Genomic DNA, 25,375 nt, shown 5'->3' on the forward strand with positions numbered 1-25,375 from the left:
AGCTAAATAAGTATTTAATACTTGGATAATAATTTAAATATAACGGAGATAAAACGTGTTTTTTTCACAGGAAAGTCTGAAAAAATTAGAAAGTGCGGTTGATCAAGCTATGCATAGCGAGTTTAAAAAAGATGAAATTATGCATAAATTTCATAATGAAGACTGGTTCGATGAAAAATATTATAAACGACATATTTTAGAGTGCGTTATTCGCATTCATATGAATAATGAGTTAGATGCAAATGCTGTACGCGTTGCTGCAATCAATAATATCTCTGCTGCAAAACAGCTTTCATATTATTTATATGATGAATTTGGACACGATGAAATGTTTGGTCAAGACTTGACTAAATATGGATATTCTTCAGATCAGATTATTTCAAAAAATGCATTTCCTGAAACATGGAAACTGATGGGGTATTTAAACTTTTGTGTAGAGAAATTTGGTGCATTGCCAGCAGTCGTTTGGGACTGGTTCCTCGAATATTATGGCGACAAATTTAATAATTTTATTACGCAAAAAGCGGGTGTTCATATGGGGAATCAGGCTGTATCGGGTGCAGCTTCGCATGTTGCATTTGATGAAGCTGAAGACCATAGCGGCATGATGACAGATATGCTTTCTTCTGTAATTAAAACACAAGAAGACTTTGATCTTGCAATTAAGCATATCAATAGTTTTGTTCCGATGGTAGGAGAGTATTTTCAGGCTGTGCGTGCTGAAACCCTTTCATAGCAATGGAATTAGAATATGCCAATGGTGAATGTTCGCATTAAAGAGCATATTTTCATTGCTGATTCTGAGCAGCCTCTTATCAATGCAGTGCCTGATAGCACGGTGATGAAAGGCTGTTTAAAAGGTGTGTGCCGAGTTTGTCGATGTAAACTAAAAGGTGGAGTCGTATATGAATCGGGAAACCACGTTGCCATAGATAAAGAGTTCTTGCCTTGTATTAGCTATGCTCAGAGCGATGTTGAAATCGCACCATTGGTTAATAATTTTAGTGTGGCTCAATTAATAACTCGAAATTTTCTTTCTGAAAATATTGTTGAGCTCACATTTAAAATTAAAAGGACCTTCTTTAGTTCTAAAGCAATTGTAAATATCAAACACCCATCAGAATCTTTAATTCGAAGTTACTCTGTGGTTTCACTGGGTGTGAAAAATTATGATTTTTTTGTTTTGCACATAAAATTAAGACCAAATGGAATATTTTCTAACTTATTTCAAAAGCTAGCGATTGGTGACCAATTAGAATATAACCTGAATAATCATATAGAACCTGAATACGAGAAGGCCATATCTACGCTTAATATTGTAAGCGGTGGAAGTGGCATGGGTGCTGCACTTACTCGGGGATTGGATCTCATCCGAAAAAATCCTATTTCTAAAGTGAATATCTATGCGATTAATCGGTCAGTTTTAAGTCATTATCATCAACATTGCGTCAATGTTTTTCGAGAGCAAGTTGAAGCTGAGGTCAATATTATAAATATCCCGTTTTGTACGTGGACGAATAATGGATTTGATTTTTCAAATTATTTGGACTCTCACGAGTTAACAGTGGGTGTCGGTTCTACCCCAATAATTAATAAAATTTTAAATCAGCCTCTGTGTGAGTTGGAAAGTTTTGGTCCCTAACGGAGACTGTAACAATGACTGTAGTAGTTATAGAACCTATTTCTTCAGGCGTCACTTATTTAAATGCCGCTCAAGAATTAGGTATAGATTTATATGTTTTTTCTACTGACGAAGGAGAGTGCAGCATTGATGGAACAATGCGACAAAAAGCAAAAGAGATAATAAAAATAGATACCAGTGATTTTCATAGCCAACTCTCTAAAATTAATGAGTTAAAGACCGTAAGAGCGATATTACCGGGGGTTGAATATGCTGTACCTATGGCCGCACAACTAGGCAATTCATTTGCCAAAAACTCTCTTGAATATACAACAGCTCAAACGGTTCGAAATAAATTCAAATTTCGTGACAAGCTAACCAAGTCAGGTTTAAGCGATATTAAATATGCCTTAATTTCACAAGGTAAAGAGATCCGCTTACCTCAAGGGTTTAAGTTTCCTGCTGTAGTGAAGCCGGTTGATATGGCGGGCAGTATGTCTGTTAAAAAAGTTGCAGATTTTGAGGAGCTTTTACAAACAGTTGAAGCGATCTGGAAATCTAAACCGAATGATATTGGCTTCTATGCAAGTGGTGATTTAATTGTTGAAGAATATATCGTTGGGAAGGAATACAGTGTTGAAGGAATTGTCCATACAGATGGAAATATAACCTTCGCTTCACTGACAGAGAAGCTATTAGGTCCTGAACCTTACTTTGTCGAAATTGGGCATATTGTGGGTAATCAATATGACGGTCAATTTTCTGAACACGTTTTTGATTATGCCGCAAAAGTCATTCAAACCTTAGAATTAAACATCGGACCTTTTCACCTAGAGCTGAGAGTAACACCTCAGGGGAAAGCGATCGCAATTGAGTTAGCTGCACGTTTACCGGGTGACAATATTGTTGAGTTAATTAAACTGGCGACTAATTTTGACCTCGCACAAGCGGTATTGAGTGAATATCTCGACCTGCCATATTCACCTTCAATAGAGAAAAATATGGTCTCTGCAATTGCCTTTATTCCGCAAGGAAACCACCGTCTTTTTAAAGGTTTTAGTGGGCTAGAGCAACTGTTAGAAGCGCCTGAATGTGTACACCATCATTTCTACTACGAAGCAGACGATGAACTGGCGTGTAACCATGATTGGACCTCACGATTAGGCTACATCATCCTTCGTTCTGAAAGTGAAGATAAGATCCGTAGTTTAGTCACACATATACATGAGCAGGTGAAAGTCATATGAAACATGTATTAATCATCAATAGATATGACGATGAATTGTCTGACTTTAATAAATATATAGATCACGATGCCGTGCATGTCTCTTATATTTCATTAGTAGACACAATGCGCTATATCACCTCTTCAAACTGTTACTACATAGCGGGTTTAGAACAATTAAATGAAGAGGATGTATTAAAAGAAGCCGTAAAAATCTATGAAAAAAAGCCAATAGATTATGTTATTGCCATCTCGGAATATGATCTGGACGCTGCCGCTCGCATTCGAACTGAATTGAATATTGTGGGTGCAACGGTTGAAGACAATTTGTTGTGCCGTAACAAGAAAAAAATGAAGGATGCTTTAGCTCATTCTACTGTCCGTTACCCTAAATATGCAGAAGTGTCTTCACACCAAGACATTGAAAAGTTTCTGCAAGAAAGTGGCTCAGCGATTATTTTAAAACCTCAGGTAGGTGCGGCTTCTGAAGGTGTGATCAAAATTAGTGAGTTGCAAGATATTCCGCATTTGTCATCTTATGCTGGCTACGAAGTAGAGGAGTTTATTGAGGGAGATATCTATCACGTAGATGCGATTATTTCTGACAATAAAATGCCTTACTTTAAAGTCTCAAAATATATTAATACCTGTTTAGACTTTAGAAACGGTGCGCCATTAGGCTCAGTCACGATTGATAATTCTGAGTTTATTCAAAAAGTAGAGCGATTTACTTTAGACGTATGTAAATTCTTAAAATTAAAAGATCAGGCGATTCATCTCGAATTTATTGAGTCTAAAGGTGAGCTGGTCTTTTTAGAGGTTGGCGGGCGAGTCGGTGGAGGGGAAATTCCGTTCATTACATTACGTAATGAGTCAGTCGATTTATATGAAATGTGGATTAAGGCGGCAATGAATATTCCGCTAGAGCCAGTAAATACGAAAATCACTGGTTTTCTGATGATGCCGAATCCGTATAGTTCTGGCTTTTTATTTAATGGCATTAAAGAATTAGAGAATGAAACGATTACCTATCAGTTAATTCAAGAAAGTGGTGACCATAACAATTTTAGTTATGAAAATATTCCTGCAAAAATTCATTTCATGGGAGAGAGTCAAATACAGGTCGAAGATGCGATTAAAAATAGTATGAAAATTTTGCAAAGCGCAATTTGTCAAAATCATCATTCTAGTTTGAGTCTAAGTGAGTCTTCTTAGTTGAATTTTGGCTAAAATCTAAAAATCAAAAAGGCTTGAGCTTAAATGTTCAGGCCTTTTTATATGGCATGATAAAAGAGCCTAAGCTAACCAGCATTGTAATGGACTTTTGTTGCAGAGAATTGTGATTTGTCGAACTAGCTCATATTATATAATTAGTTAATTATTAAAGAATTTTAAAAATGATTAAATCTATTATTTCAGGGTGCGCGGTTCTGACACTTTCGGCTTTGTCGGTTACTCATGCAGAATTTTCTTTTGCACAAGAGCTACAGCAAAGCTGTAATAAAGTGAAGCAATACGCGAGCTTAGGTAAGAAAAACTACGACCAAAAACAATATAAAAAAGCCCTAGAAAATTTCCAGAATCAAGCCTCTTGGACTGCGTTTTGTAAAGCCAATGCAGATGAAACCACCGTTAAATTTACTGACCGAGATGTTGAAGTTGCCAATAACAACGTGGGTTTAGCCTATGCCAAATTGGGTCAGCCACTTTGGGCAAGATCGTGGTTTATGCTCGATGACAAATCAAAATCGAGCCAATTTAACCTTAAGCAATTACCTGCACCTAAAGCATCAAATGACTTGTCTGGTGAATATGTGCGTTACTCAGGTTTTGGTGAGTGGGACCACATCACGGTAAGCCGTGAGAAGGGGCAATATGCAATCAGCTATGCTGGTTTATATATGGGCCTTAGAAGCTTAATTTACGGCCCGAACATGGGTGAGTTTGGCACCACAATGCCGAGCAATAAAAAGCAAATCGTCTATAAAGATCAAGACTGCCGCATTCAGCTCGATTTTAAAACCAATGCGAAATTAGGAAACTTCATTCAGGTCAAACAAAGCGAAGGTAACTCGGGTTGTGGCTTTGGACACAACGTGTATGCAGATGGAACTTATTTAAAAGTTGAGTCTGGAAAATAACACTAAAAATATAGGGAATTAAATAATGAATATATTTGCACGGTTGCTATTACTTTCTACGATTGCGATTTCTTCTCAAATTTATGCAGAGCCAACGAGCGTATGCAAAGAGGTAAAATTTCAGCAAGCCGATCAAGCTTGGAGTGGACACTATTATTTAAATGGTGTGATGGAAGTCGGTTCGGAACTTTTACTTCAGCCAGACGGTAAGTTTAAATGGATGTTAGCTTATGGCGCTTTAGACCAATATGCAGAAGGCACATGGTGGAAAAATGGTAACTGTATTGGTTTAAAACCAGACTCTAAATTCAAAAAGAATTTAAGTATATTTCCTGAAAGTCTGAATATCTCTGAAAAATCGTTAGACGTAACTTGGAACGATGGACGCCAGCAAGGCAGTTATAGCAAAGACTAAATTAAAAAGTCCGACACTAAGTCGGACTTTTTTTACAGCCCATATTTTAATGATTTACCGCAGCAAGTTGCTCAGCGTTATAGCGTGCGCCCATGTTTGGATATCTCGCAATAATTGCGTCGATTTCTGCCAAATCTGCCGCTGTTAAATCAAGGTCTACAGCGCCAGCATTTTCTACAAGTCGCTCGATTTTACGCGTACCTGGAATTGGAATAATGTCTTCACCTTGCGCCAAAATCCAAGCCAAAGCCAGTTGAGCCGCTGTTGCGTTTTTGCTTTGAGCAAACTCGCTAAATGCTTGCGCTAAGCTTTGGTTATTTTTCCAGTTATCGCCCTGATAACGCGGTAACTGGCGACGGAAATCGTTTTCTTCTAGGTTGCCCACATCGAGCGTATTGGTAATTAAACCACGTGATAGCGGTGAATACGGCACAAGGCTAATGCCTAACTCGCGAATGGTTTGCAAATGGGTTTGCTCAAACTCACGGGTAAGTAGCGAATATTCATGTTGAACCGCTGCAATCGGGTGAATCGCATGTGCTTTGCGAATGGTTTCAGCCGAAGCTTCACTGAGTCCTAAGTAGCGAACTTTACCCTGTTGGACCAAGTCAGCCATGGCGCCAATCGTGTCTTCAACTGGAATATTCGGGTCAATGCGGTGTGCATAATACAGATCAATCACGTCTGTATTTAAGCGTTTTAAACTGTTTTCGACCGCAACTTTAATCCACTCTGGAGAGCCGTCGATATAAGACTCTAATGAGTTTTGTGGGTTGAGGTTATCTTCTTTATAACGAAAGCCAAATTTGGTCGCCAAGAATACTTTGTCGCGGTGTTTTTCTAAAACTTTTGAGAGCAAAACTTCATTTGCGCCGTTGCCGTACATGTCGGCGGTGTCCCAAAAGTTAATGCCGAGGTCTAAGGCTTTTTCTAGGGTTGCAATGCTTTGTGTGTCGTCTGAGGCACCATAGGCAAAGCTCATTCCCATGCAACCTAAACCAAGTGCTGATACTTTTTCGCCTGTTTGTCCTAAAGTTCTATATTTCATTTTTCATACTCTTTTTTGCAAAATCACTTGAGTAGGAAAACTATAAAATGCTTTGGCTTAAACTGACGTATAACATTCAAACCAATAATTATAAAATTCAAACAATCTGTTTTTAGGCCACACAGTCTTCACGGAACTTTTTAGGTGAAAATCCGGTATTTTTCTTAAAGAAGTTGGTGAAATACGCTGAATATTCAAAGCCTAAGCTATAGGCAATTTCGGAAATATTCCAACTGGTGTGTTGTAGCAGCGCTTTGGCTTCTTGCGTAATACGCGAGCTAATATGCTCAGACGTGGTTTTGCCTGTGGCTTCTTTTACAGCTCGGTTTAAATGGTTTACATGCACCGACAGGCCATAGGCATAGTCATTTGCCGTTTTGAGTTTAAGCTGAAAATGGGGTGAGTCTATTGGGAACTGGCGCTCTAATAATTCAAAGAACAAATGGCAAATCCGAACCGCAGCATTGCTATGTTTTTCAAACTGTTGGGTCGGTTGCATTTTCATGGCTTCATGCACAATCAGGTGCAAATAGTTTCTTAAAACGTTGTATTTATGAATGTAGTCTGAATTTATTTCAGTCATCATCTTTTTGAAAATAAATGAAATTTCATCAACTTGTTGATCATTTAAAAAATATAGCGGGTCGCCGTCGACTTTAAACAGCGGTGAGTCTTTTAAAAAGCTTTGTCTTGATTCTTGGTTTACAAACTCTTCGGTAAATAGGCAAAACCAGCCTGCCTGTTCGGGGGAATTAATTTCCCAAGCGTAGGGAACCATCGGGTTTGAAAACAGTAAAGCAGGGCGGTCTACCCGTATCCAGCGGTTGGCATAGTGAAGGTCGCCTGTGCCTAAAACCAGTGAAATTTTATAATAATCGCGGCGGCTATAAGGCGTCAGAAACGAGCAGGCATCACGTTGGAACACATTAAAATGTCCAAACGAAGTCGATGGAACCGAGTAATCGCTATCTCTGGTTAAAGAAAAGCGGCGATAAAAATCATGTATGGTTTCCATGTCTTTGCCTGCATGCGTTATTAATTTATTTAAAGTTATAAAATTCAAACTTTATTTACTGTAGCTTTTATTTATGGCGCGATCAATCGGTTCATTTAAGCAGTTTTGAAAATGAATGATTTTTTATAAATACTCTGGGTAAGCAATGTAAGAAGACTCTACACATTCGAAGCCCATTTGCCGATAAAGGGTAACCGCTGGGGTGTTATCGATGTCGACAATTAAGTGAGCAATCCGTCCAGTTGCAACGATTCGATTGACCGCGAATTGTAAGACGCGCTCGGCAAAACCTTTTCGACGATAAGCAGGGAAGGTGTATGTGCCACCAATAGAAATAAGCCGATCGGTTTCTATTCCCAAACGTACAACGGAAACGATTTGGTCGTCTGCTTCAAGCACAATAATTTTTTCTTGTTGAATCAGAGATTCCCAATCAGGTGTTTCATTCACTGAGCGCTCATCATTGTATTGATGTTGATATTCGTTAAGACGGGCAATGTCCGAGAGTTCAGCCAAGCGGCCTTGAGCTTGAGAAAATTGGCGTGAGCAAACCATGATCGATTGATCATATTCTCTTAAAATATGCCCTTTTTGTTTGATCTGGGCATTTAATAAGTCTCGCCCGATTGCGGTGGTTACAATCCGATGCGGTTGAAGCTCTAAAATTGATGTACAGAGTAATGCCCCAGATGATGCCTCTGATGGAACCCAAAAGCAGGTGCCGCCAGCAACGATGACCGCGACTCCTAAAAGTTGCTTGGAGTTCTGTGGGTGATATAACCGTAAGAGTTGCCACTCGGTATTGGTAGCTTGTGTTTGATTAAGAAAAGCCATTGCCCCAATAGAATAATTGGACCGCTCTTCAAGCCACTGAAAGATAAGTTGGTATTCTTCTGAACTGGTGGGAGGTCCCTTTATTATCATTATTGATTACTCATTTAAATGATGAACTCAATCATAATTCACTATCCTACATTTTTATTATTACCATGATATCGTTAAATTTAAATTGAATGACTGTTTAGCTTAAATATCTAATTGAATGAAAACAAAAATTATTTAACCAATTTCTGTTCAACCCTACATTGACACTCCAAAACACGCGGATTATCCTTTGCCTGCTGGCCTACATTGCCAGTCGGTTTTAGCAGACCGTCTACAAAAGGCGCACAACAATGCTGTTTTGGTTTTTGTGCGTTCTCTTAAGTCACGCCTTTATGGTGAGGCTAGGAGGGACACCTTCGGGTGTGCTGGTTTCCTTTTGTACCAGTCTGCTAACCCTTCTAGTCTTGCCACCATTATTTAGCAGTAATTGGTAAGACTCTTCTAAATCAAAAGGAGTCCGCCATATGCGTACTATTTCATCTCTCTCATTGGCAACATTTGCCAAAATCTTTAGGTCTATACCTAACTGGTCTTTAAAAAGGTTTAACCGACTCTAGGTTTTAAGCCATAGGTCATTACGACTAAAAAATCATAGCAACAATAAAACCCGAGATAGGCGAGCACACCATTTTTGTGTCGTTTTCGCATGCCTGTTTTTAGCGCTCAATTTAAGAGTGACGGCATTTCTATCTCTTTTATTTACAACAAAAAATTATTTTAAACGGTATAAAAATGCCAAATTTAGAAGCATCATTTAGAGCATTAAGCGTGCTCCACGCAGCGAAAGATTTATTTAATCAAAATGGGTTTTACATTGGGATAGATCGAATTATTGAGGAAGCCAAAATCCCCAAAGCCACTTTTTATAACTATTTTCACTCTAAAGAAAGGCTCATTCAGATGAGCTTAACTTTTCAAATAGATGCCTTAAAACATGAGGTGTTTTCAATTATTCATTCGTACCGTGAACTCATGGCATTCGATAAACTCAAGAAAATTTATCTCTTACATGCAAACTTAGATGGCTTTTATCGTTTGCCATTTAAAGCTATTTTTGAAATTGAAAAGCTTTATCCAGCGGCCTATAAACTCGTGATTGACTACCGAAATTGGTTCATTAAAGAAATTCATAAACTGCTTTTAACTGTAAAAGCGATTGCTACAGTTGAAGATGCACACATGTTTTTATTTGTGATTGATGGCGCGATGGTTCAGCTTTTGGGGACCAATAACACCGATGAAAGGGATGCATTACTCGACTATTTTTTAAGTCGGGTTTGATGGGGGAAAAGGCCTGACGGGAGTTGGGCTTTTTTAGTAAAAGATTCATCTGAAAATTGAAACTAAATGATTATTGAATGGAAAGCTTATCCATTGTTCTACATGGACGTATTAAGAAATCAGTCATCCCTTTATTCTTTAAGATTTCTTGGCGAGTATATGGATATATTTTTACGTTAAAGCCTATATCCTTACCTTTTAGAGGACATAGTACATAAATTTTATTTGGCTCAGTATTAAACTGAGGTAATTTAAAGGTTATCTCTTCTACTCTAAGGAGATTCATATTTGGTACATAACCTTTAATAATTAATATAGAAGTAGTGATATTTTGTTCTTCTGGTAATACTTGAAGCATATATTTGCTACCGAAGGTTGGTACTCTTTCAGCTACTTTTATATTGTTTATTTCAGTAATCTCAGTTTGTCCTACTTTTTTATATGTTTGTGCTGTTTCCATCCAATCTATATAAATTAGTGAAAAATCAGATTCATTTTTATTTTCATTTCCTGAATACATCTTAGTTGGTCTAAATTGAGGTTTAAAACCACACCCGCAAAGTAAAACTATTAAAAATATATAGGTTGAAAATTTCATATTTATTAATATCATAAAGTTAATATTTTATAGTTTATCAGAGATAATTAAATTATTTTATATTTAAGTTTTTCAATTTTAATATTCTATTTTTTATCGAAACTAAGATGATCTATAAGAAATTAAAGACTATCCTCTTTCTGAATAGTCTTTTCCTCTAACTTTTATTGTTCACTCAAAACCAATTGTTTAATCTTCACAGCTTTCTCGAAGTGATCTAGCTTATGCTCCATAATCCACCAATGGGCTGCTTCCATCAGTAACTCAGGGTTATCATTCTTATTTTTAAAAAAAGCATAAAAAGACAGGCCGACATTGTCTCCTTTCTTTTCAATTTTCTCGTCGCATCCCTTAATAAAAATTTCTCTTAATTCATTTCTCATATTTAGTATCACTTCAAGTCTATAAAACTAAGACGGCTTATTCTGCTCGCCCCATTGGCACATCATATCTAACAAAGGAATCAAAGACTGTCCTCTTTCTGAAAGACGGTACTCAACTTTTGGCGGAATTTGAGGATATTCTTTACGATGAATCAGTCCATCTCTTTCCAATTCTTTAAGTGTATTGCTGAGCGTTCTAAACGAAATATTGCCAATGCAGCGTTGCATCTCATTAAAACGCATAACATTTTTTTCATACAGCCAATACATAATAATCATTTTATATTTGCCATTAATCAAAGAAAGGGTGTAGCCGAAACCTGTCTCTTCTAATGGCGTATGTGATGGAATGCAATCAGTCATTTTTAAAATCTACACTATCTTTTAGTATAGTATATAACACAAATTACCGTACTTATATTTAGGAAAGCACACTTCTATAATCGATTTATAAACTTTTCGATAAGAGTGTTTTCATAATGAAAAAGACATTAGTCATTGTTACCCATCCTCACATAGACCAGTCTGTTGTAAATAAAAGATGGGTAGAGGAACTAGAAAAGCATCCCGCTCAATTTACGGTTCACCAAATTTATCAAGCCTACCCAGACGGGGTGATTGATGTTGCCAAAGAGCAAGCACTTGTCGAAGAACATGAAAATTTAGTCTTTCAATTTCCTGTGTATTGGTTTAACTGCCCACCGCTATTAAAACAATGGTTAGATGAAGTTTTGGCGTATGGTTGGGCCTATGGTTCAGAAGGCGACAAGCTCAAAAATAAAAAGTTTATGTTGGCTTTGTCTGCTGGTGGGCAAGAACAAGTTTATTCAGAAAGCGGAGAGTATCAAATTTCTTTAGAGAAGATTTTTACCCCATTTGAGCTAACAGCTTTATATGTTGGGGCAGTCTATCAACCGCTTCATGCATTTTATGGTTTAGACACAAATCCGTCAGAAGATGACGTTATTCCGACTCACCAAGACATAGACAATAATGCGATTCAGTATGTTCAGAAATTATTAGCGCTGTCTGAGTAAGTTATAGATGGGAAAGGCCTAAGCTGATTAGTTTAGGTCTTTATAAGATGAAAATATAAGAAAATTTTTCGTTAAGTAAATGAATAATATTATATAAATCTAAAAATATATTTAAAAAAATCTATAAAATTTAGGAAACTTTATTTATATTTATCATTATTTAAAATGTTTATCTTAATGAAAGTTTATTATTACATAGTACTTATATTTTTTTGTTGTTTTTTAACAGCATGTGCTGGTCCCTTAAAACTATACTCTGGGCCTCACTTACCTAAAAAAGAAGTAAGTCGGATTTATTTAGCTTCAAATCCTTCTATAACATCAGGTTTAAATATACGAATTACTCAACTTGATGAAAGAGATTTTGTTCAATATCCACCTAGTTACTTTCAAGCATATGTCACTCCTGGACCACATAAAATTAGAGCTTCTTTTATGGATAGTAAGTTAAGTAGTGCTATTGTCGTGGGAATAGTCAACGTAAAAGAAAGCCATTTTCAAGGCTATTATGATTTTAATTTTATTTCTCAAGCCAATAAATCTTATATAGCTATGTTTGACTTAGATGTGGATAAAAAAAATTGGCTAAAAAAAATGTGTATTTATGAAAGAGATTTTAATGTATCAAATACTGGCAATAAAGGGAAAATTATCACTTGTTCTGAACCGAGCATTCCTATCAACGAAGAAAGTATAAAGTTATGCAAAACTTATAGAAATTTACCTGAAAATCTTATTCGTTTTGAAAAAATTCCAGAAAATTGCACATTAATAAAATAGTGCTAAGCTATTAATCTTAAAATATTATTCGTGAATGAAAATTATGAAAAAACTACTCAGTTTAAGTGCATTAATATTAGTAACTACATTAACAGGGTGTGCAATTAATTTACCTTTTAACAACCGTCTAAACTATACGTCTGTTTCAGAATTATCAGCTCTTCCGAAAATGCAAGATACTGTTTTCATCAAATGGAATCCAGATACCTTTCCTCAACGTATTGATATTCAAGGTTCAGATGGTTTTGTAGGGGGAGGCTCTAGAACACGTATTCCTACAGGAGTAGCTCTATCAAGTCGTATTGAGGAAGCGATCGCTCAGATAGCAAAATTATCACCAAATGGAAGTCCATTAACGATTACTGTTGAAAAAGCTAGATCTGGCTTTGAATACTCAGCTGGTATGTTCAATATTACCCCAGCAATTGATGTAGCAAATGTAACTTTAGTTGCTACATTTGAATATAAGGGTCAGAAATGGACAAATACATTTAACTCTAAGTTAAACGATCCAAAAATTGGTGGTTCATCTCAAACAGGTTTGTTAGATAAAGCATGGGATGATATTGCTATACAAGTTGCTAAGGATGTTTCAAAGCATCTAGGTAATAACTAACATTTTAATTTTTATTTAAAATAAAAAAGGCCTAAATCAAAATGATTTAGGCCTTTCTGTAAATTAATTTTGATCAGACAATGTTTTTAATATGACATTTTAAAAAATTAGAAAGGAAGCCAAATGCTAAAGTCTAGAATCTTTATAGCTATAGGGCTACTTCTTGCTGGATTATGTTTGTTTGCAGCCTTTAACTCATATGAGAAAAAGGTTAATTCTGAAAAAGAAATGGCAAGTCGAACAGCTATTTCCTTTTTTAATTCACTTTCTAATGGAGACGCAGCTACAGCATATAAATATGTTTGGTCAGGCGAGGAATTAAACATTCGAAGTGCTGAAACAGCTCAGTACTATAAAGACTCAAAAGTTCTAGAAGTGCTAAAAGTTCGTTACGATTCAGCAAAAAATAGACCTGATTACTATCAACAATTTTATAAAATTATTTCAGTCCAAATAAGTATAAAAACAGTACATGCAGATATCGCTGGGAACCCCGCGGGTACCTATATTTTGTTTATAAATCTTGTGCAAATAGATCCTAAATCTAATTGGCTCGTTACTGAGTTAGGCAGTGGACCTTAAGAGGAAATATTTTTAAATCGTTTGCAAAAATCAAATTTGTCTATAAGTTGAAAATACAAGAATACGTCTTTGGAAAAATTATGAATATCGCGCCTTTTCCATTTCAAATTACAAACTGGGAAGAAATTGAAGTCACTGAATATAGCGGTGAAACTGGAAAAGCCTATTGGAAAACTCAATTTTTTGGTGAAGAAGGAAATAAAATAAGGGTAAGACTTGTTGAGTACTCGGCGAATTATTTAGCAGACCATTGGTGTGAAAAAGGGCACATATTATTTTGCTTAGAAGGCGAACTAGAAAGTAGGTTGAAGGATGGGCGAACATTCACTTTAACTTCAGGAATGAGTTATCAAGTAGGAGATAATTCAGAGCCACATCAGTCTTTTAGCCTGAATGGTGCGAAGTTACTCATAGTTGATTAGATTGATTTTATTTAGATTTAATAAAAATAGAGGGATAGAAATCTCTATCCCTCATCAAACAGCTTAATTTGCTAAAGTTGTCATCGCCTCAACCAGGCTTGTAATCCCTGTATAGATATCCTTTAAGCAAACTTGATCATCCATATAGGCAGGCGTAGTAACAAATAAATTTTGGTTATCTACTACGCTCTCTGAAGTCTGACAGACATGATGAATCGCACCAGTTTTTTCAATTTCCTTAGCAATGTTTGTGTCAGATCCTAAAGAGATATTTGGGTGTAATTTTCCAAAAGTAAGTGCCAATAGTGCAGGGGATATGCAAATTGCCCCGATCGGTTTCTTACTTTGATGAAACGCTTTTAGAATTGAGGCAACTGTAGAATGTACTCTTGCTTCTGCTCCTTTAAAGGCAAAAGTTGATAAATTTTTTGCGACGCCAAATCCACCGGGAATAATAAGTCCATCAAATTCATTTCCATCAAGTTTATCGAGTGTGGAAATTTCACCTCGGGCAATTCGTCCCGCTTCTTGTAAAATATTTCTGCTCTCACCTTCGCTTATTTCTCCACTCACATGGTCGATGACATGAAACAAAGGCTCATCGGGTGCAAAAATTTGATATTCAATATTTGCTGTGTCTAAAGCCAAGAGAGTTAAAACAGATTCTCTAATTTCAGAACCATCTAAATAACCACAACCCGATAAAATCACCGCTACTTTTTTCATCTGCTTTCTTAAGACCCTTTTTAAGTGTGCAAAAGATCTTAAGTTTTCTTCTTAAATTTTTTTATACGCAGATTTGCCATAAATTCGCCTTAAGTGAGCATTTTGGTTTTACGTAGTTCACGAGGGGTAATACCAAATAAATTTTTAAATTGTTCTGTAAATCTAGATTGAGACTGATAGCCACACTCAAATGCAATATTTCCAATGCTGGTATTGGTGGTTTGAATTAAGTGCAATCCATGCCCCAGCCTTACTCTATTACGAATGTCTTGAATGCTATTTCCTTCACTTTTAAGCTTTCTTCTTAACGTCGATGAACTCATGAAAAGTTGGGATGCTATAAATTCAGCTGTGAGTTCTGTAGATAAATGATCAGAAATTAATGCCTGAACTTTTTCACTCAAGCTTGTAGTCATATTCAGGCTAGAGATATCGGTATAACCAGAATGATAAATAAGCTCTAAAAGCTCTCTTCTTCTAAATTTAAAAACAGAAGACGGGGCAATGAGAGAAAAATCTATAAATTGAGAAAGGGCATTTTCGAGTAAGGCGTTGAGTTGGCCTTGTACAAACTTTTTAGGAGTTCCTGAAGAGGTAGGAAGGTCTTTAAAGTCATCAAAGTCGAATTCGATGAGGAGCGCGAAATATTCTTCTTGATTTGGAATATTGCGCATATCAATGCTGGCACTATTTGATAAAAATATAAAAGAACCAGTTCCACATACAATATTTTCAGTTCTGCCTAACTCTTTAACGCCACTTAAAATAGCGATGAGTAAAGGTTTCGTAATCGGAACATTTCTAATTTTTTGTTCTTTATAAGCTGAATAAATTGAAAAGGGTAAATTTAAATTGTTATGGGAGTGAATTGCTTTCTTAGCTAAAGAAGTGAGATTTTTCATTGAGTTGAAATATTTAATTTAATCTGGGGCTTAAATAAGGTGAGAAAATTATCGGCTTTTTCTGACTGTTTTTTAATATTTTGGCTAATAAAAAAGCTTAAACCCATTAGATTTAAGCCTCTTTAAATTTCAATTCTGGCGGTGAGAGAGGGATTCGAACCCTCGATACGCGCAAACGTATACACACTTTCCAGGCGTGCTCCTTAAGCCACTCGGACACCTCACCAAGGCGTGGGATAGTAACTAAAAAAACGAGTTCTGCCAAGATTTAAGATGAGCTTTACAGAAAAAAAATAATAGAGGTGATAAGATTGCGATAAAAATCATGTTGGTTTAATTACACAATGCAAAATACGGCCAAAAAAGCAACCTTGCCTGCCACGGCTTTGGCAGCTCTTGGGGTGGTCTTTGGAGATATTGGAACAAGTCCACTCTACGCCTTAAAAGAGTCCTTCCATGCAGCGCATGGGTTGGGAATTAAGCCTGAAAACGTATTAGGAATTTTATCTATTATTTTTTGGTGCTTAATGCTGATCATCAGTATTAAGTATGTCGCCATCGTCATGCGTGCAGACAATAATGGCGAAGGCGGAATCATGGCCTTACTCGCACTGAACTTACGTAAAGCCAAAATTGCCGATAACAAAAAAATCTACATGATTGCCATTGGTTTTATTGGTGCATCGCTGTTTTTTGGTGACGGTATTATTACCCCAGCCATTTCGGTACTCTCGGCAGTCGAAGGCTTGTCGATTGCAACCGATGTGTTTGACCCGTTCATCATGCCAATTGCGATTACCATTATCATCGCGTTGTTTTTGGTACAAAAACACGGTACGGCCTTTGTCGGTAAGTTTTTTGGCCCGATTACGATGGTGTGGTTTTTATCTTTAGGATTATTAGGTCTTCACAGTGTCATTCAAACACCTGTGGTTTTAGGCATGTTTAGTCCACATTGGGCGATTCAGTTTATCTATCACAATCCAGTCATGACCTTTTTCGTGATGGGTGCTGTCGTATTAACAGTCACTGGTGGTGAAGCACTTTATGCCGATATGGGACATTTCGGACCAATTCCGATTCGTCTTGCATGGTTCATTGTGGTGTTGCCATGTCTGGTTTTAAACTACGCAGGACAGGGTGCATTGTTGCTCAGAGACCCTGCGGCAATTGAAAACCCGTTCTATTTATTGGTGCCGCAGTGGGCACTTTACCCAATGATTATTATGGCGACTATGGCAACCGTAATTGCCTCTCAAGCTGTAATTTCTGGGGTGTTTTCTCTTGCACGTCAAGCGATTCAATTGGGCTATTTACCGCGTTTAAGCATTAAACATACCTCTGAGTCTGAAGAAGGCCAGATTTATGTTCCTTTCTTAAACTGGTTACTTTTAATCGCAATTATTATCTTAATTTTGATTTTCAAAAGCAGCTCAAACTTGGCAAGTGCTTATGGTCTCGCTGTAACCTTGACGATGCTATGCGATACGATTTTGGTTGCTGTGTTTATCTATTCGGCTTGGAAGTGGAGTCTGCCAAAAGTGCTACTCCTCATTATTCCATTCTTTGTTTTAGAGTCGGTATTGGTAGGTGCAACTTCACTTAAAATCTTGTCGGGCGGTTGGGTGCCATTACTGATTGGTGCGATTGCAGTGACCATTTTAATGACATGGAAACGTGGTCGTGAGCTCACTTTTGCCAAACTCGAACACGATACGTTATCACTCGATTTGTTTGTGAAAAGTATTGGCAATAGCGTGCATTGGGTTCCGGGCGATGCAGTGTTTATGACAGGTACGCCAAACGTGGTGCCACATGCCATGCTGCATAACATTAAGCACAACAAAGTGCTTCATCAGCGCAATATCTTGGTCACTGTGGTGATTGAAGATGTACCTTATGTTGAACCTGAAGAGCGTATTTCAACAGAAACCTTAGCTGAACATTTCTTCCGTATTAAGATTTTCTATGGCTTTAAAGATGAAATGAATGTACCAAAAGCTCTCATGCAAGCTTACGAGCAGTTAGGTCTTGAATATGACTTAATGCATATTAGCTTCTTTATTTCCCGTGATCGTATTGTTCATTCGGTGGGTGATGGTATGTCTCCATGGAGAGAGAAACTGTTTATCTCTATGCAGCGTAATACCAGTCCGGTGAGTGACTTCTACCAAATTCCAACCAACCGTGTGGTTGAGTTAGGTAGTCAAATCGAAATATAAAAATTTGATGTAATAAAAAAACCAAGACAAATGTCTTGGTTTTTTTTATGGCTCTGATTATTGAGCTTGAATAGGTGCATCTGCTGGTAATGCACCGTCTTTTGCCATTGGGTCTGCCGACTGAGTTGAATCTGCCGCAGGTGGTGCAGCATTCGGATCTTGTGGCGCTGGAGACGCCTGATCTTGTGCAGGTGGCACTGCATCAATTGGTGCTGGAGGTGCCATTTCACCGCCTGCTGGAGGTGCTGGTGGAACATCTGCCGGAATAGGAGCACCGGTAGGCGCTGCATTTGTTGGTGCAGCAGAAACTTGCTGTACTTGTCCGCTATTAACTAAATCGCTAATAGAACCAGGTTGACCATTTACAGTGGTCGTAACTTTTACTTTAGATAAACTTTCTAAAGTTTCTCCTGGCTGGACTGCTGGTTCAGCCAAAGCTGCCATACTACATAATCCTGTGATTACGCTAATACCAATAATCTTTGAATGGATCATTAAGTGGACTCCGATTATATTTTTATCCAAATTTGTGGAGCTAACCATGTCATAAGCAATCAGTGCTTTTCAACGAAAGATACGCAATTGGCGTAATTCAATAGCCAAAGCCTCTCATAATTCCAACAGATTGTTACGTAATGGGGAATGGAGTTACAAAAAATATGACCATGTTTTAACCATTTGAAAGATAAGAGATATACTTAAAAAAGCAGGGTTGTTAAGCTGCGTGTGGACAGTGGTATTGATAGAAACATGGCAACTAAAAAACGTAGTAAGGGTACAAACCAATTTTCGATAAGTGGACATTTTGGCAAGATTATTCTTGCTTGTATTGCGGCTGGAAGCTTTGCAATTGCTTTTGGTAGTGAAAAGATTTCGCAGTGGTTTTCACCTTTAAGTACTAACTCGACTTGTTTAAATCAGTTCTATCGTGAAGTTCCTCCTGCTTTAAATAAAGAAAGCTTAAAAAAAGACAGTTATCCGCTGTGCTTTAACGGCTTTAACGTTTTGTATTCAGGAATCTCTAAAACGCCGTTATGGTCGGCTGAGCATTTAAATGCAGAGCGTTTGAGTGTCAAAATTAAGCGTGAAGATAACTTTCATGAAGAAACTCGTGTTGATCAAAGGCATCGGGCACTGTTAAGTGACTATCGTGGTTCAGGCTATGACCGTGGGCATATGGCACCGAATGGCGATATGCCAAATAAGAGCTCACAGTCCGATAGCTTTTCGTTAAGTAATATGGTGCCGCAAGCGCCTAAAAATAACCAAGAAGTCTGGCGTAAACTTGAAGAAGCCACACGTGCTATTGCGACCAAGCAAAAACAAGATGTATATGTTGTTACTGGCCCTATTTTTGAGGGTAAACGCCTTAAAACGATTGGGCAGGGTGTAATCGTTCCAACCGCAGTTTATAAAGCGGTCTATATGCCAAAAACTGGCGCTATTGGGGCTTACTACGCACCCAACAATAACTCTCTACAAGTGAAAGTGGTGAGTGTTTGTTACCTTGAAGAGCGCTTAGGCGTTAATCTATTCCCGCAGTTAACTGAGCAGCAAAAACGTAATGTCTATCGTCTACCTTTAACAGCAACGTCGGTTAAGCCAAATCAGAAGTTAGACTATTTACATTGGGATGGTGAGAGCCAATGTGAGCAGGACTTAAACGCTGATCAAATTAAAGCGTTACAAGACCAGTTTAAAAAGCAAAAAAGTGGCTCCTCAGAAGCGATGGAAGCAAAAGTTCCAAGCATTGATGAAGAAACACGCCAAGCCATTGTGAAGCAACTGGTTGAAGCATTGGTGAACTATTTCTTGCAAATAATGAAATAAGCAGTTTTTTTGATTGTTATTGCAACACCGTAATTATTTAAAATAGAATCCATAGACAGATCTGTCTATGGATTCTATTTTAATAAGGACAATAACAATGTTTGCCTCGATGTTTCTTTTTTCATTTGCAATGTCTATTACCCCCGGTCCAGTAAATACCGTAATTTTATCGACCAGTTTAAATCATGGTTTAAAAAGATCGCTTCCCTATATTTCAGGCGCGACCATTGGTTTTACCTTACTTTTGATTTTTATGGCATTTGGGCTTCAGAGTTTATTAACTCAGTTTCCTGTTGTATTAAAAATTCTTGCGATTTGTGGAACGCTATTTGTTTGTTATATCGGTATAAAAATTATTCTCTCGGCCACCAATATTTCCATTTCAAGTGTTCCAGTAGAACAGATGATTATTCCCAATTTTAAAGATGGTTTCTTGTTACAGTGGCTCAATCCGAAAGCATGGTTGGCTTGCGTGTCTGGTATTACCATGTTCTCAAGTATTGAAAATCCGCAGTCTTTACCCATCTTTATCATTATTTATTTTTTCACTTGCTATGCATGTTTGTTCTTTTGGGGGCTATGTGGTGATAAATTTTCAGTGGTGCTTAACCATGGCAACCGTTTGAAATATTTTAATATCTTGATGGGAGCGTTTCTAATTTTATCGGCACTTTTAATTTTGATTGATTTTTTTTAAATTGGTCGTATTACACTGTGAACATATAACAACGAGACAACACTTATGTTTAAGCCATTTGAAAAGGGTACAGAGTCTTCTTCAATTGAAGATTTAACATTAGAAAATGATTTCGATTGCGTCAGCATTTATGGCAACTTGCAAATTACCAAAGACAAAGTCGGGTTAGAACAAGCAAAGGCATTACAGAGCTTTTTAAATGATGTTGTTGCGGCTTTGGAAAAAGAAGAATTGCCTGAGAAAATTGAACGTCCAGCTGAACAAGAAATTAATAATCCGTTTTTATAATTTATGCATTCTATGTGTGATGTTTAGCATAGTCATGCTGCCATACAGTCTTTAATACCAAGTTAGGTCTTATTGAGTTTGTATAGACATTTCTTACTTTTGAAAGCCCAAAAGTAAACAAAAGGCTTTGTTGATCAGAGGGTATATCCATGTACCCCTGCTCAACAGGTGACATCCATGTCACCCACCGCGATAGCATATTGAAGCTATAGATATAAAGAATTAATCCTTATCCCCAGCAACCATCTTATAAATAAGTGCACCAATCACAGCACCCAAAATCGGCGCCACCCAGAACAACCATAACTGACTTAAAGCAGCAGTTTCAGCAAAGAACGCGACACCTGTACTACGTGCAGGGTTCACAGAAGTGTTCGTGACTGGAATACTGATTAAGTGAATAAGCGTTAAGCCTAAACCAATAGCAATAGGGGCGAAGCCAGCAGGTGCACGACCATGTGTTGATCCTAAAATAATGATTAAGAAGAAAGCTGTAAGTACCACTTCAATAATGAAAGCAGAACCTAAGCCAAACTTGTTTGGTGATAAATCACCGAAACCATTTGAAGCAAAACCACCAACACCGCTAAAGCCAGCTTGACCTTGAGCAATAATGTAAAGAACAAATGCAGCAGCAGTCGCACCAACCACTTGAGCAACAATATAGGGAATCAAATCTTTAACATCGAAGCGGCCGCCGACCCAAAGGCCAACACTTACCGCGGGATTAAAATGTCCACCTGAGATATGCCCTAGAGCATAGGCACCTGTGAGTACGGTTAAACCAAAGGCAAGGGCTACACCTGCAAAGCCAATACCAAGTTCAGGGAAAGCTGCGGCTAATACTGCGCTACCACAACCACCAAAGACTAGCCAAAACGTACCTAGAAATTCAGCAAAATATTTATTCATTTTGATTACTCATTTATTTAATCTATTTTAATTAATGTGAATTACGTCACATAAATTTGAAGCATGTGACTATATGAAATTTTTGTTTTCAGTGTTGTTTTAATCAAGAAAAGATTTGTAAGTTTTGGTTGGTTATTCTTTGTCTAAAAAATGATCTCGCCATTGTTGTGGTGTTTGACTAGTCCAATGCTTAAAAGCTCTTTGAAAAGCACTTTGTTCTGAATAACAAAGCAAAAGAGCAATCTCTTGTAAGCTTAAATGCGGATCTTTTAAATACTCGGTTGCGAGCATAAAACGTACTTGCTGAACACGTTCCTGAAATGTAGTGTTCTGTTGTTGTAAGTGACGTTGAAGTTGTCGGACCGAAAGGCCTAGCTGAGCTGCAATATATTCAATTTGATATTGATCCTTTTGTAGCCCAGTCAAAATTGAGTGCTGTAAGCGTTGATCAAGTTGTGTCGAATTTGGTAATTGTTCTAAAAGCGCTTGGGCTTGTTGAACCAGTAATTGTTGTAGCGTGTGATCAGCGCTGCTCAGAGGCTTACTAATTTCAGAACTTGGAATGAGTAATTGGGTACGGGGCTGGCTAAAACGAACAGGACATTGAAAGTATTGTTCATAAACCCTAATGTTTTTAGGTGGGGCATTTAAAAAATGTACTTCATGCAAATGCACATCTTGGTGAGACATAAAAAGGCGTAAAAATTGGATCACCAGAGCAATAGCGATTTCATCAGTAAGCTGGGTGGGATGCAGTTCTGTAGCTTCCCAGCGAATAGATGCATATTGCCCATAGAGCTCAACCACTAAAGGACTTCCGTCATAAATCAGGCGGTGAAAATCATGATAGCGAATTAACGCTTCACCTAAGTTATCGCAAGAGAGCGCAAGGTAGGCAATAATTCCTAAGTGTTTGGGTTGTACATATTTTGCAATTTCTAGGCCTAATCCTGGCTTGGGGTTTAATTTATAGATGACTTCTAATAAATCACGCCAAACCACATAGTCAAAGCGTTCCAGATTTTGAATTTGTTCTAATTGTTCTGGTACTGCTAACTGATTGGCTTCGCAGTAAGCTTTTAATAGGTGTCCAAGTCCTCCATAGACCGAACCCGTATAATTTTTTAATTGTGGCATCCCTGACCACCTCTTTCTTGTCGTGATTTGTCAATGAAACCATAAATTCTGGTCAATACATAGCATATCGAATTTTATATTCTGAATAAAAAGAAAAAGGAGTAAAGCGATGTTAAAAGGGTTTATTGCTGGAATTGCGGTTGCCAACGCATTTGAATGGGTAGCTCATAAATATATTTTGCATGGGGTACATCGTGCTGGACAACCGCGCTATAGCCCTGTGCCAAAAAGCATGGAGTCACATTGGGCACATCATCGTGAAGTACGCAAACAGCAATTTCATGATGATTGTTATGTGGAAGGTGTTGGAAATTGGCGGACTAAAAATGAGTTAATTTCACTTGCTGTGGTGGCAACCGTTTCAAGCGCAATTTTCTATCCATTTTCAAAAGGGATGGCACTTGCAGCTTGGTACAGTGCTGGAAATTATTATTATATTCATCGTCGTGCACATCTGGAGCCTGAATGGGCGAAGCGTAAAATTCCGTGGCATTACGACCACCATATGAACTCTAACCAAGACGCCAACTGGTGTGTGACCAAACCTTGGTTTGACTATGTGATGGGAACACGTGTGGTGTCTTCGGCAGATTTAAAAGAACAAAATCCTTTGGGCATACGGTTACCGACAGTGATTGCTAGACCATTGTCTCAAGCTGTAGAAAAAATCTTTCCAGCAAAATGGGTCGAAAAAAAAGAAAAACCTCAACTGGTTAGTGACATAAATGCGGTAGATGGTGCTGCATAAAAAAATAAAGGGGCATATTGCCCCTTTAAATATAAATAAGCTTACAAACGCATTTCGATGCCTTGTTCAGCTAAATATTGTTTAGCTTCTGGAATGGTGAACTGACCAAAGTGGAAAATACTTGCTGCCAATACTGCATCGGCACCACCTTGTAAAATACCGTCTGCAAGATGTTGTAAGTTACCTACACCGCCTGAAGCAATCGTTGGAACTGTAACGCGGTCATTAATAGCGCGCATTAAAGCAATATCGTAACCTGCTTTAGTACCGTCAGCATCCATACTGGTAATGAGTAACTCACCCGCACCGAAGTCAGCCATTTTTACGGCCCATTCAATCGCATCGATACCGGTTGGTTTACGGCCACCGTGGGTAAAGATTTCCCATTTGTTGTCGCCAGTCTTTTTGGCATCAATCGCAACCACAATACATTGCGCGCCAAAGTGCTGTGAAGCTTCTTGAACAAATTCAGGATTAAATACGGCTGCTGAGTTAATACTCACTTTATCCGCACCTGCATTTAATAACGAACGGATATCTTCAACTTTACGTACACCACCACCCACAGTTAATGGCACAAATACAGTCTCGGCCATACGCTCAACAGTACGGTAAGTAGTATCGCGTCCATGATGTGTAGCGGTAATGTCTAAGAAAGTAATTTCATCTGCACCTTGTTCGTTATAGCGACGTGCCACTTCAACAGGGTCGCCAGCATCACGAATATCGAGGAATTGAACGCCTTTAACTACGCGTCCGTTATCAACGTCTAGGCAAGGAATAATACGTTTAGCAAGCATAGCTTTTTCCAAAAATAATCGCCGTTGGTGAAAGTTCCTACACAGGCGCTACACCTTCATGGAGGGAAGAGGTATTCTATCAAACTTCACAGATGTTTTTTGCAGGTTTTCCATGTCGGTTTATACCCCGTTGAGTTTAGATGAAGTTCGCGCCTTTGCTGCACCTTATGGATTAGAGGTGTTGGAGCTGAACCCAATTCAGGGAGGTATTCAAAACACCAATTATTTTCTGGTTGATGTAAACCGCAAACAATATGTATTGACCGTATTTGAAGAGCTAGATGCTCAAGGGGCAGGCGAGCTGATTCCTGTTCTTGAACAATTGGGGACTCATGGTGTACCCGTTGCTGTGCCGTTAAAACATAGCGGACAAGCGGTTCATGTTATTGCAGAAAAACCTGCACAAATTGCTCCACGTTTAATGGGGCACCATCCCATGCAAACTACAGTTGCACAAGTTGCCGCAATTGCAGACGCACAGGCAAAACTGCATGTCGCTTTGCAAGATTTTCCGCTTGAGCGTGAATATCGACGTGATCACCAATATTGGACAGGCGTTGCAGAACAGCTTAAACCAAGCATGACGCAAGATGACCAAAATTTACTTGAACAGGTCTATCAAGCTTTTAATACTAAAACAGCGCAGTATTCAAATCGACCAACAGGTTTTATTCATTCAGATTTGTTCCGCGACAATACCTTGTTTGAAGGCGAGCAATTACAAGGAATTTTAGATTTTTACGAGCTCAATCAAGATGAATTGCTATTTGATATTGCGATTACCATCAATGATTTTTGTACCGAATATCCAGCAGCGCATTTAAACTCAGACAAAGTGGCGGCTTACTTAGAGGCATACCAAAAAGTTCGCGCGCTTACTTCAGATGAACTTGAATGTTTAGATGTATTCTTGGCAATGGCGGCGTGCCGTTTTTGGTCGATGCGTTTGCAAGTTGCTCAAAAAAATAAAGAAGAAGGACGTACAGGCGACGACATTTTGCAAAAAGATCCGCAAGAAATGCGAGCAATGATGCAAGACCGTTTAAGTTATGTAAAAGCATAAA

Annotated in this window: 31 protein-coding genes and 1 tRNA gene; 18 read left to right on the forward strand and 14 right to left on the reverse strand. The window is 38.0% G+C overall.

Going from position 1 to position 25,375, the window contains the following annotated elements:
• Positions 1-55 precede the first annotated feature (55 nt).
• From MKL38_RS11265 to MKL38_RS11290, 6 genes are all read left to right on the forward strand, one after another.
• A complete protein-coding gene (locus tag MKL38_RS11265) occupies positions 56-736 on the forward strand; it encodes a hypothetical protein (RefSeq protein WP_005038137.1) in 681 nt (226 codons plus the stop codon).
• A gap of 15 nt (positions 737-751) precedes the next feature.
• A complete protein-coding gene (locus MKL38_RS11270) occupies positions 752-1,642 on the forward strand; it encodes a 2Fe-2S iron-sulfur cluster binding domain-containing protein (protein WP_270903295.1) in 891 nt (296 codons plus the stop codon).
• Between the two features lie 14 nt (positions 1,643-1,656).
• Positions 1,657-2,868, forward strand: coding sequence for an ATP-grasp domain-containing protein (locus MKL38_RS11275; RefSeq protein ID WP_270903296.1), 1,212 nt, complete (start codon positions 1,657-1,659; stop codon positions 2,866-2,868).
• The gene (locus MKL38_RS11280; RefSeq protein ID WP_270903297.1) at positions 2,865-4,061 is read left to right on the forward strand and encodes an ATP-grasp domain-containing protein; all 1,197 of its coding nucleotides are present in this window, start codon (positions 2,865-2,867) and stop codon (positions 4,059-4,061) included. The genes MKL38_RS11275 and MKL38_RS11280 overlap by 4 nt, the downstream gene beginning before the upstream one ends.
• 182 nt (positions 4,062-4,243) lie before the next feature.
• Positions 4,244-4,987: a hypothetical protein gene (locus tag MKL38_RS11285; protein ID WP_270903298.1), complete on the forward strand. Its 744-nt coding sequence runs from the start codon at positions 4,244-4,246 to the stop codon at positions 4,985-4,987.
• A 22-nt stretch (positions 4,988-5,009) separates the two neighbouring features.
• On the forward strand, positions 5,010-5,402 hold the full coding sequence (locus tag MKL38_RS11290) for a hypothetical protein (RefSeq protein ID WP_270903419.1): 393 nt from the start codon (positions 5,010-5,012) through the stop codon (positions 5,400-5,402).
• Positions 5,403-5,448: 46 nt separating this feature from the next.
• Here MKL38_RS11290 and MKL38_RS11295 read toward each other — a convergent pair whose 3' ends face one another.
• The 3 genes from MKL38_RS11295 to MKL38_RS11305 all read right to left on the reverse strand — a co-directional run bounded on the left by MKL38_RS11295 (position 5,449) and on the right by MKL38_RS11305 (position 8,389).
• Positions 5,449-6,450, reverse strand: coding sequence for an aldo/keto reductase (locus tag MKL38_RS11295; protein WP_127493581.1), 1,002 nt, complete (start codon positions 6,448-6,450; stop codon positions 5,449-5,451).
• 112 nt (positions 6,451-6,562) lie between these two features.
• Positions 6,563-7,465: a helix-turn-helix domain-containing protein gene (locus MKL38_RS11300; protein ID WP_004639845.1), complete on the reverse strand. Its 903-nt coding sequence runs from the start codon at positions 7,463-7,465 to the stop codon at positions 6,563-6,565.
• A 123-nt stretch (positions 7,466-7,588) separates the two neighbouring features.
• Positions 7,589-8,389, reverse strand: coding sequence for a GNAT family N-acetyltransferase (locus tag MKL38_RS11305; protein WP_270903299.1), 801 nt, complete (start codon positions 8,387-8,389; stop codon positions 7,589-7,591).
• 693 nt (positions 8,390-9,082) lie between these two features.
• Between MKL38_RS11305 and MKL38_RS11310 the strand changes: the two genes are divergently transcribed.
• The gene (locus MKL38_RS11310; RefSeq protein WP_270903300.1) at positions 9,083-9,631 is read left to right on the forward strand and encodes a TetR/AcrR family transcriptional regulator; all 549 of its coding nucleotides are present in this window, start codon (positions 9,083-9,085) and stop codon (positions 9,629-9,631) included.
• A 70-nt stretch (positions 9,632-9,701) separates the two neighbouring features.
• On the opposite strand, the gene MKL38_RS11315 is transcribed toward MKL38_RS11310, so the two are convergent.
• From MKL38_RS11315 to MKL38_RS11325, 3 genes are all read right to left on the reverse strand, one after another.
• Positions 9,702-10,229, reverse strand: coding sequence for a hypothetical protein (locus MKL38_RS11315; RefSeq protein WP_198078442.1), 528 nt, complete (start codon positions 10,227-10,229; stop codon positions 9,702-9,704).
• A 164-nt stretch (positions 10,230-10,393) separates the two neighbouring features.
• Positions 10,394-10,612: a DUF6500 family protein gene (locus MKL38_RS11320; protein ID WP_191028810.1), complete on the reverse strand. Its 219-nt coding sequence runs from the start codon at positions 10,610-10,612 to the stop codon at positions 10,394-10,396.
• 27 nt (positions 10,613-10,639) lie between these two features.
• The gene (locus MKL38_RS11325; RefSeq protein WP_270903301.1) at positions 10,640-10,975 is read right to left on the reverse strand and encodes a winged helix-turn-helix transcriptional regulator; all 336 of its coding nucleotides are present in this window, start codon (positions 10,973-10,975) and stop codon (positions 10,640-10,642) included.
• A 116-nt stretch (positions 10,976-11,091) separates the two neighbouring features.
• Between MKL38_RS11325 and MKL38_RS11330 the strand changes: the two genes are divergently transcribed.
• From MKL38_RS11330 to MKL38_RS11350, 5 genes are all read left to right on the forward strand, one after another.
• Entirely contained in the window at positions 11,092-11,649 is a 558-nt protein-coding gene (locus tag MKL38_RS11330; protein WP_270903302.1) for an NAD(P)H-dependent oxidoreductase, read from the forward strand.
• Between the two features lie 177 nt (positions 11,650-11,826).
• Positions 11,827-12,429 (forward strand): hypothetical protein, encoded by a 603-nt coding sequence (locus MKL38_RS11335; RefSeq protein ID WP_270903303.1) that lies wholly within the window; start codon positions 11,827-11,829, stop codon positions 12,427-12,429.
• 43 nt (positions 12,430-12,472) lie between these two features.
• Positions 12,473-13,045 carry a hypothetical protein gene (locus MKL38_RS11340; protein ID WP_333724265.1) on the forward strand — a complete coding sequence of 191 codons (573 nt, stop codon included), beginning with the start codon at positions 12,473-12,475 and terminating at the stop codon, positions 13,043-13,045.
• Positions 13,046-13,168: 123 nt separating this feature from the next.
• On the forward strand, positions 13,169-13,627 hold the full coding sequence (locus tag MKL38_RS11345; RefSeq protein WP_151744122.1) for a hypothetical protein: 459 nt from the start codon (positions 13,169-13,171) through the stop codon (positions 13,625-13,627).
• A gap of 80 nt (positions 13,628-13,707) precedes the next feature.
• A complete protein-coding gene (locus tag MKL38_RS11350; RefSeq protein WP_001017478.1) occupies positions 13,708-14,049 on the forward strand; it encodes a DHCW motif cupin fold protein in 342 nt (113 codons plus the stop codon).
• 63 nt (positions 14,050-14,112) lie between these two features.
• Here the strand turns inward: MKL38_RS11350 and elbB are convergent, their stop codons facing one another.
• The 3 genes from elbB to MKL38_RS11365 all read right to left on the reverse strand — a co-directional run bounded on the left by elbB (position 14,113) and on the right by MKL38_RS11365 (position 15,903).
• Positions 14,113-14,775 carry an isoprenoid biosynthesis glyoxalase ElbB gene (gene elbB, locus MKL38_RS11355; protein WP_270903305.1) on the reverse strand — a complete coding sequence of 221 codons (663 nt, stop codon included), beginning with the start codon at positions 14,773-14,775 and terminating at the stop codon, positions 14,113-14,115.
• A gap of 89 nt (positions 14,776-14,864) precedes the next feature.
• Positions 14,865-15,677, reverse strand: a complete 813-nt coding sequence (locus tag MKL38_RS11360) for a helix-turn-helix transcriptional regulator (protein ID WP_270903306.1) — start codon at positions 15,675-15,677, stop codon at positions 14,865-14,867.
• A gap of 136 nt (positions 15,678-15,813) precedes the next feature.
• Positions 15,814-15,903 (reverse strand) — tRNA-Ser (locus tag MKL38_RS11365).
• A 118-nt stretch (positions 15,904-16,021) separates the two neighbouring features.
• Between MKL38_RS11365 and MKL38_RS11370 the strand changes: the two genes are divergently transcribed.
• A complete protein-coding gene (locus tag MKL38_RS11370; protein ID WP_270903307.1) occupies positions 16,022-17,899 on the forward strand; it encodes a potassium transporter Kup in 1,878 nt (625 codons plus the stop codon).
• Positions 17,900-17,956: 57 nt separating this feature from the next.
• On the opposite strand, the gene MKL38_RS11375 is transcribed toward MKL38_RS11370, so the two are convergent.
• Entirely contained in the window at positions 17,957-18,394 is a 438-nt protein-coding gene (locus MKL38_RS11375; protein ID WP_209831771.1) for a hypothetical protein, read from the reverse strand.
• A gap of 255 nt (positions 18,395-18,649) precedes the next feature.
• On the opposite strand from MKL38_RS11375, the gene MKL38_RS11380 reads away from it, so the two are divergent.
• From MKL38_RS11380 to MKL38_RS11390, 3 genes are all read left to right on the forward strand, one after another.
• Positions 18,650-19,729, forward strand: coding sequence for a DNA/RNA non-specific endonuclease (locus MKL38_RS11380; protein ID WP_270903308.1), 1,080 nt, complete (start codon positions 18,650-18,652; stop codon positions 19,727-19,729).
• Positions 19,730-19,826: 97 nt separating this feature from the next.
• On the forward strand, positions 19,827-20,426 hold the full coding sequence (locus MKL38_RS11385; RefSeq protein WP_215903542.1) for a LysE family translocator: 600 nt from the start codon (positions 19,827-19,829) through the stop codon (positions 20,424-20,426).
• Between the two features lie 45 nt (positions 20,427-20,471).
• Entirely contained in the window at positions 20,472-20,714 is a 243-nt protein-coding gene (locus MKL38_RS11390; protein ID WP_270903309.1) for a hypothetical protein, read from the forward strand.
• 10 nt (positions 20,715-20,724) lie between these two features.
• Here MKL38_RS11390 and MKL38_RS11395 read toward each other — a convergent pair whose 3' ends face one another.
• From MKL38_RS11395 to MKL38_RS11405, 3 genes are all read right to left on the reverse strand, one after another.
• Positions 20,725-20,889, reverse strand: coding sequence for a hypothetical protein (locus tag MKL38_RS11395; RefSeq protein WP_270903420.1), 165 nt, complete (start codon positions 20,887-20,889; stop codon positions 20,725-20,727).
• Positions 20,890-20,936: 47 nt separating this feature from the next.
• Complete coding sequence (aqpZ, locus tag MKL38_RS11400) at positions 20,937-21,626, reverse strand: aquaporin Z (protein WP_270903310.1); 690 nt, start codon at positions 21,624-21,626, stop codon at positions 20,937-20,939.
• A 132-nt stretch (positions 21,627-21,758) separates the two neighbouring features.
• The gene (locus tag MKL38_RS11405) at positions 21,759-22,763 is read right to left on the reverse strand and encodes an AraC family transcriptional regulator (protein WP_270903311.1); all 1,005 of its coding nucleotides are present in this window, start codon (positions 22,761-22,763) and stop codon (positions 21,759-21,761) included.
• Between the two features lie 109 nt (positions 22,764-22,872).
• Between MKL38_RS11405 and MKL38_RS11410 the strand changes: the two genes are divergently transcribed.
• Entirely contained in the window at positions 22,873-23,511 is a 639-nt protein-coding gene (locus tag MKL38_RS11410) for a hypothetical protein (protein ID WP_270903312.1), read from the forward strand.
• A 41-nt stretch (positions 23,512-23,552) separates the two neighbouring features.
• Here MKL38_RS11410 and hisF read toward each other — a convergent pair whose 3' ends face one another.
• Positions 23,553-24,311, reverse strand: a complete 759-nt coding sequence (hisF, locus tag MKL38_RS11415; protein ID WP_270903313.1) for an imidazole glycerol phosphate synthase subunit HisF — start codon at positions 24,309-24,311, stop codon at positions 23,553-23,555.
• Between the two features lie 112 nt (positions 24,312-24,423).
• Between hisF and MKL38_RS11420 the strand changes: the two genes are divergently transcribed.
• Complete coding sequence (locus MKL38_RS11420) at positions 24,424-25,374, forward strand: homoserine kinase (RefSeq protein WP_270903314.1); 951 nt, start codon at positions 24,424-24,426, stop codon at positions 25,372-25,374.
• The last annotated feature ends 1 nt before the right edge of the window (position 25,375 follow it).

Origin of the sequence: Acinetobacter sp. AOR14_HL (genome assembly GCF_027855175.1) — a bacterium.
Taxonomy (GTDB): domain Bacteria; phylum Pseudomonadota; class Gammaproteobacteria; order Pseudomonadales; family Moraxellaceae; genus Acinetobacter; species Acinetobacter calcoaceticus.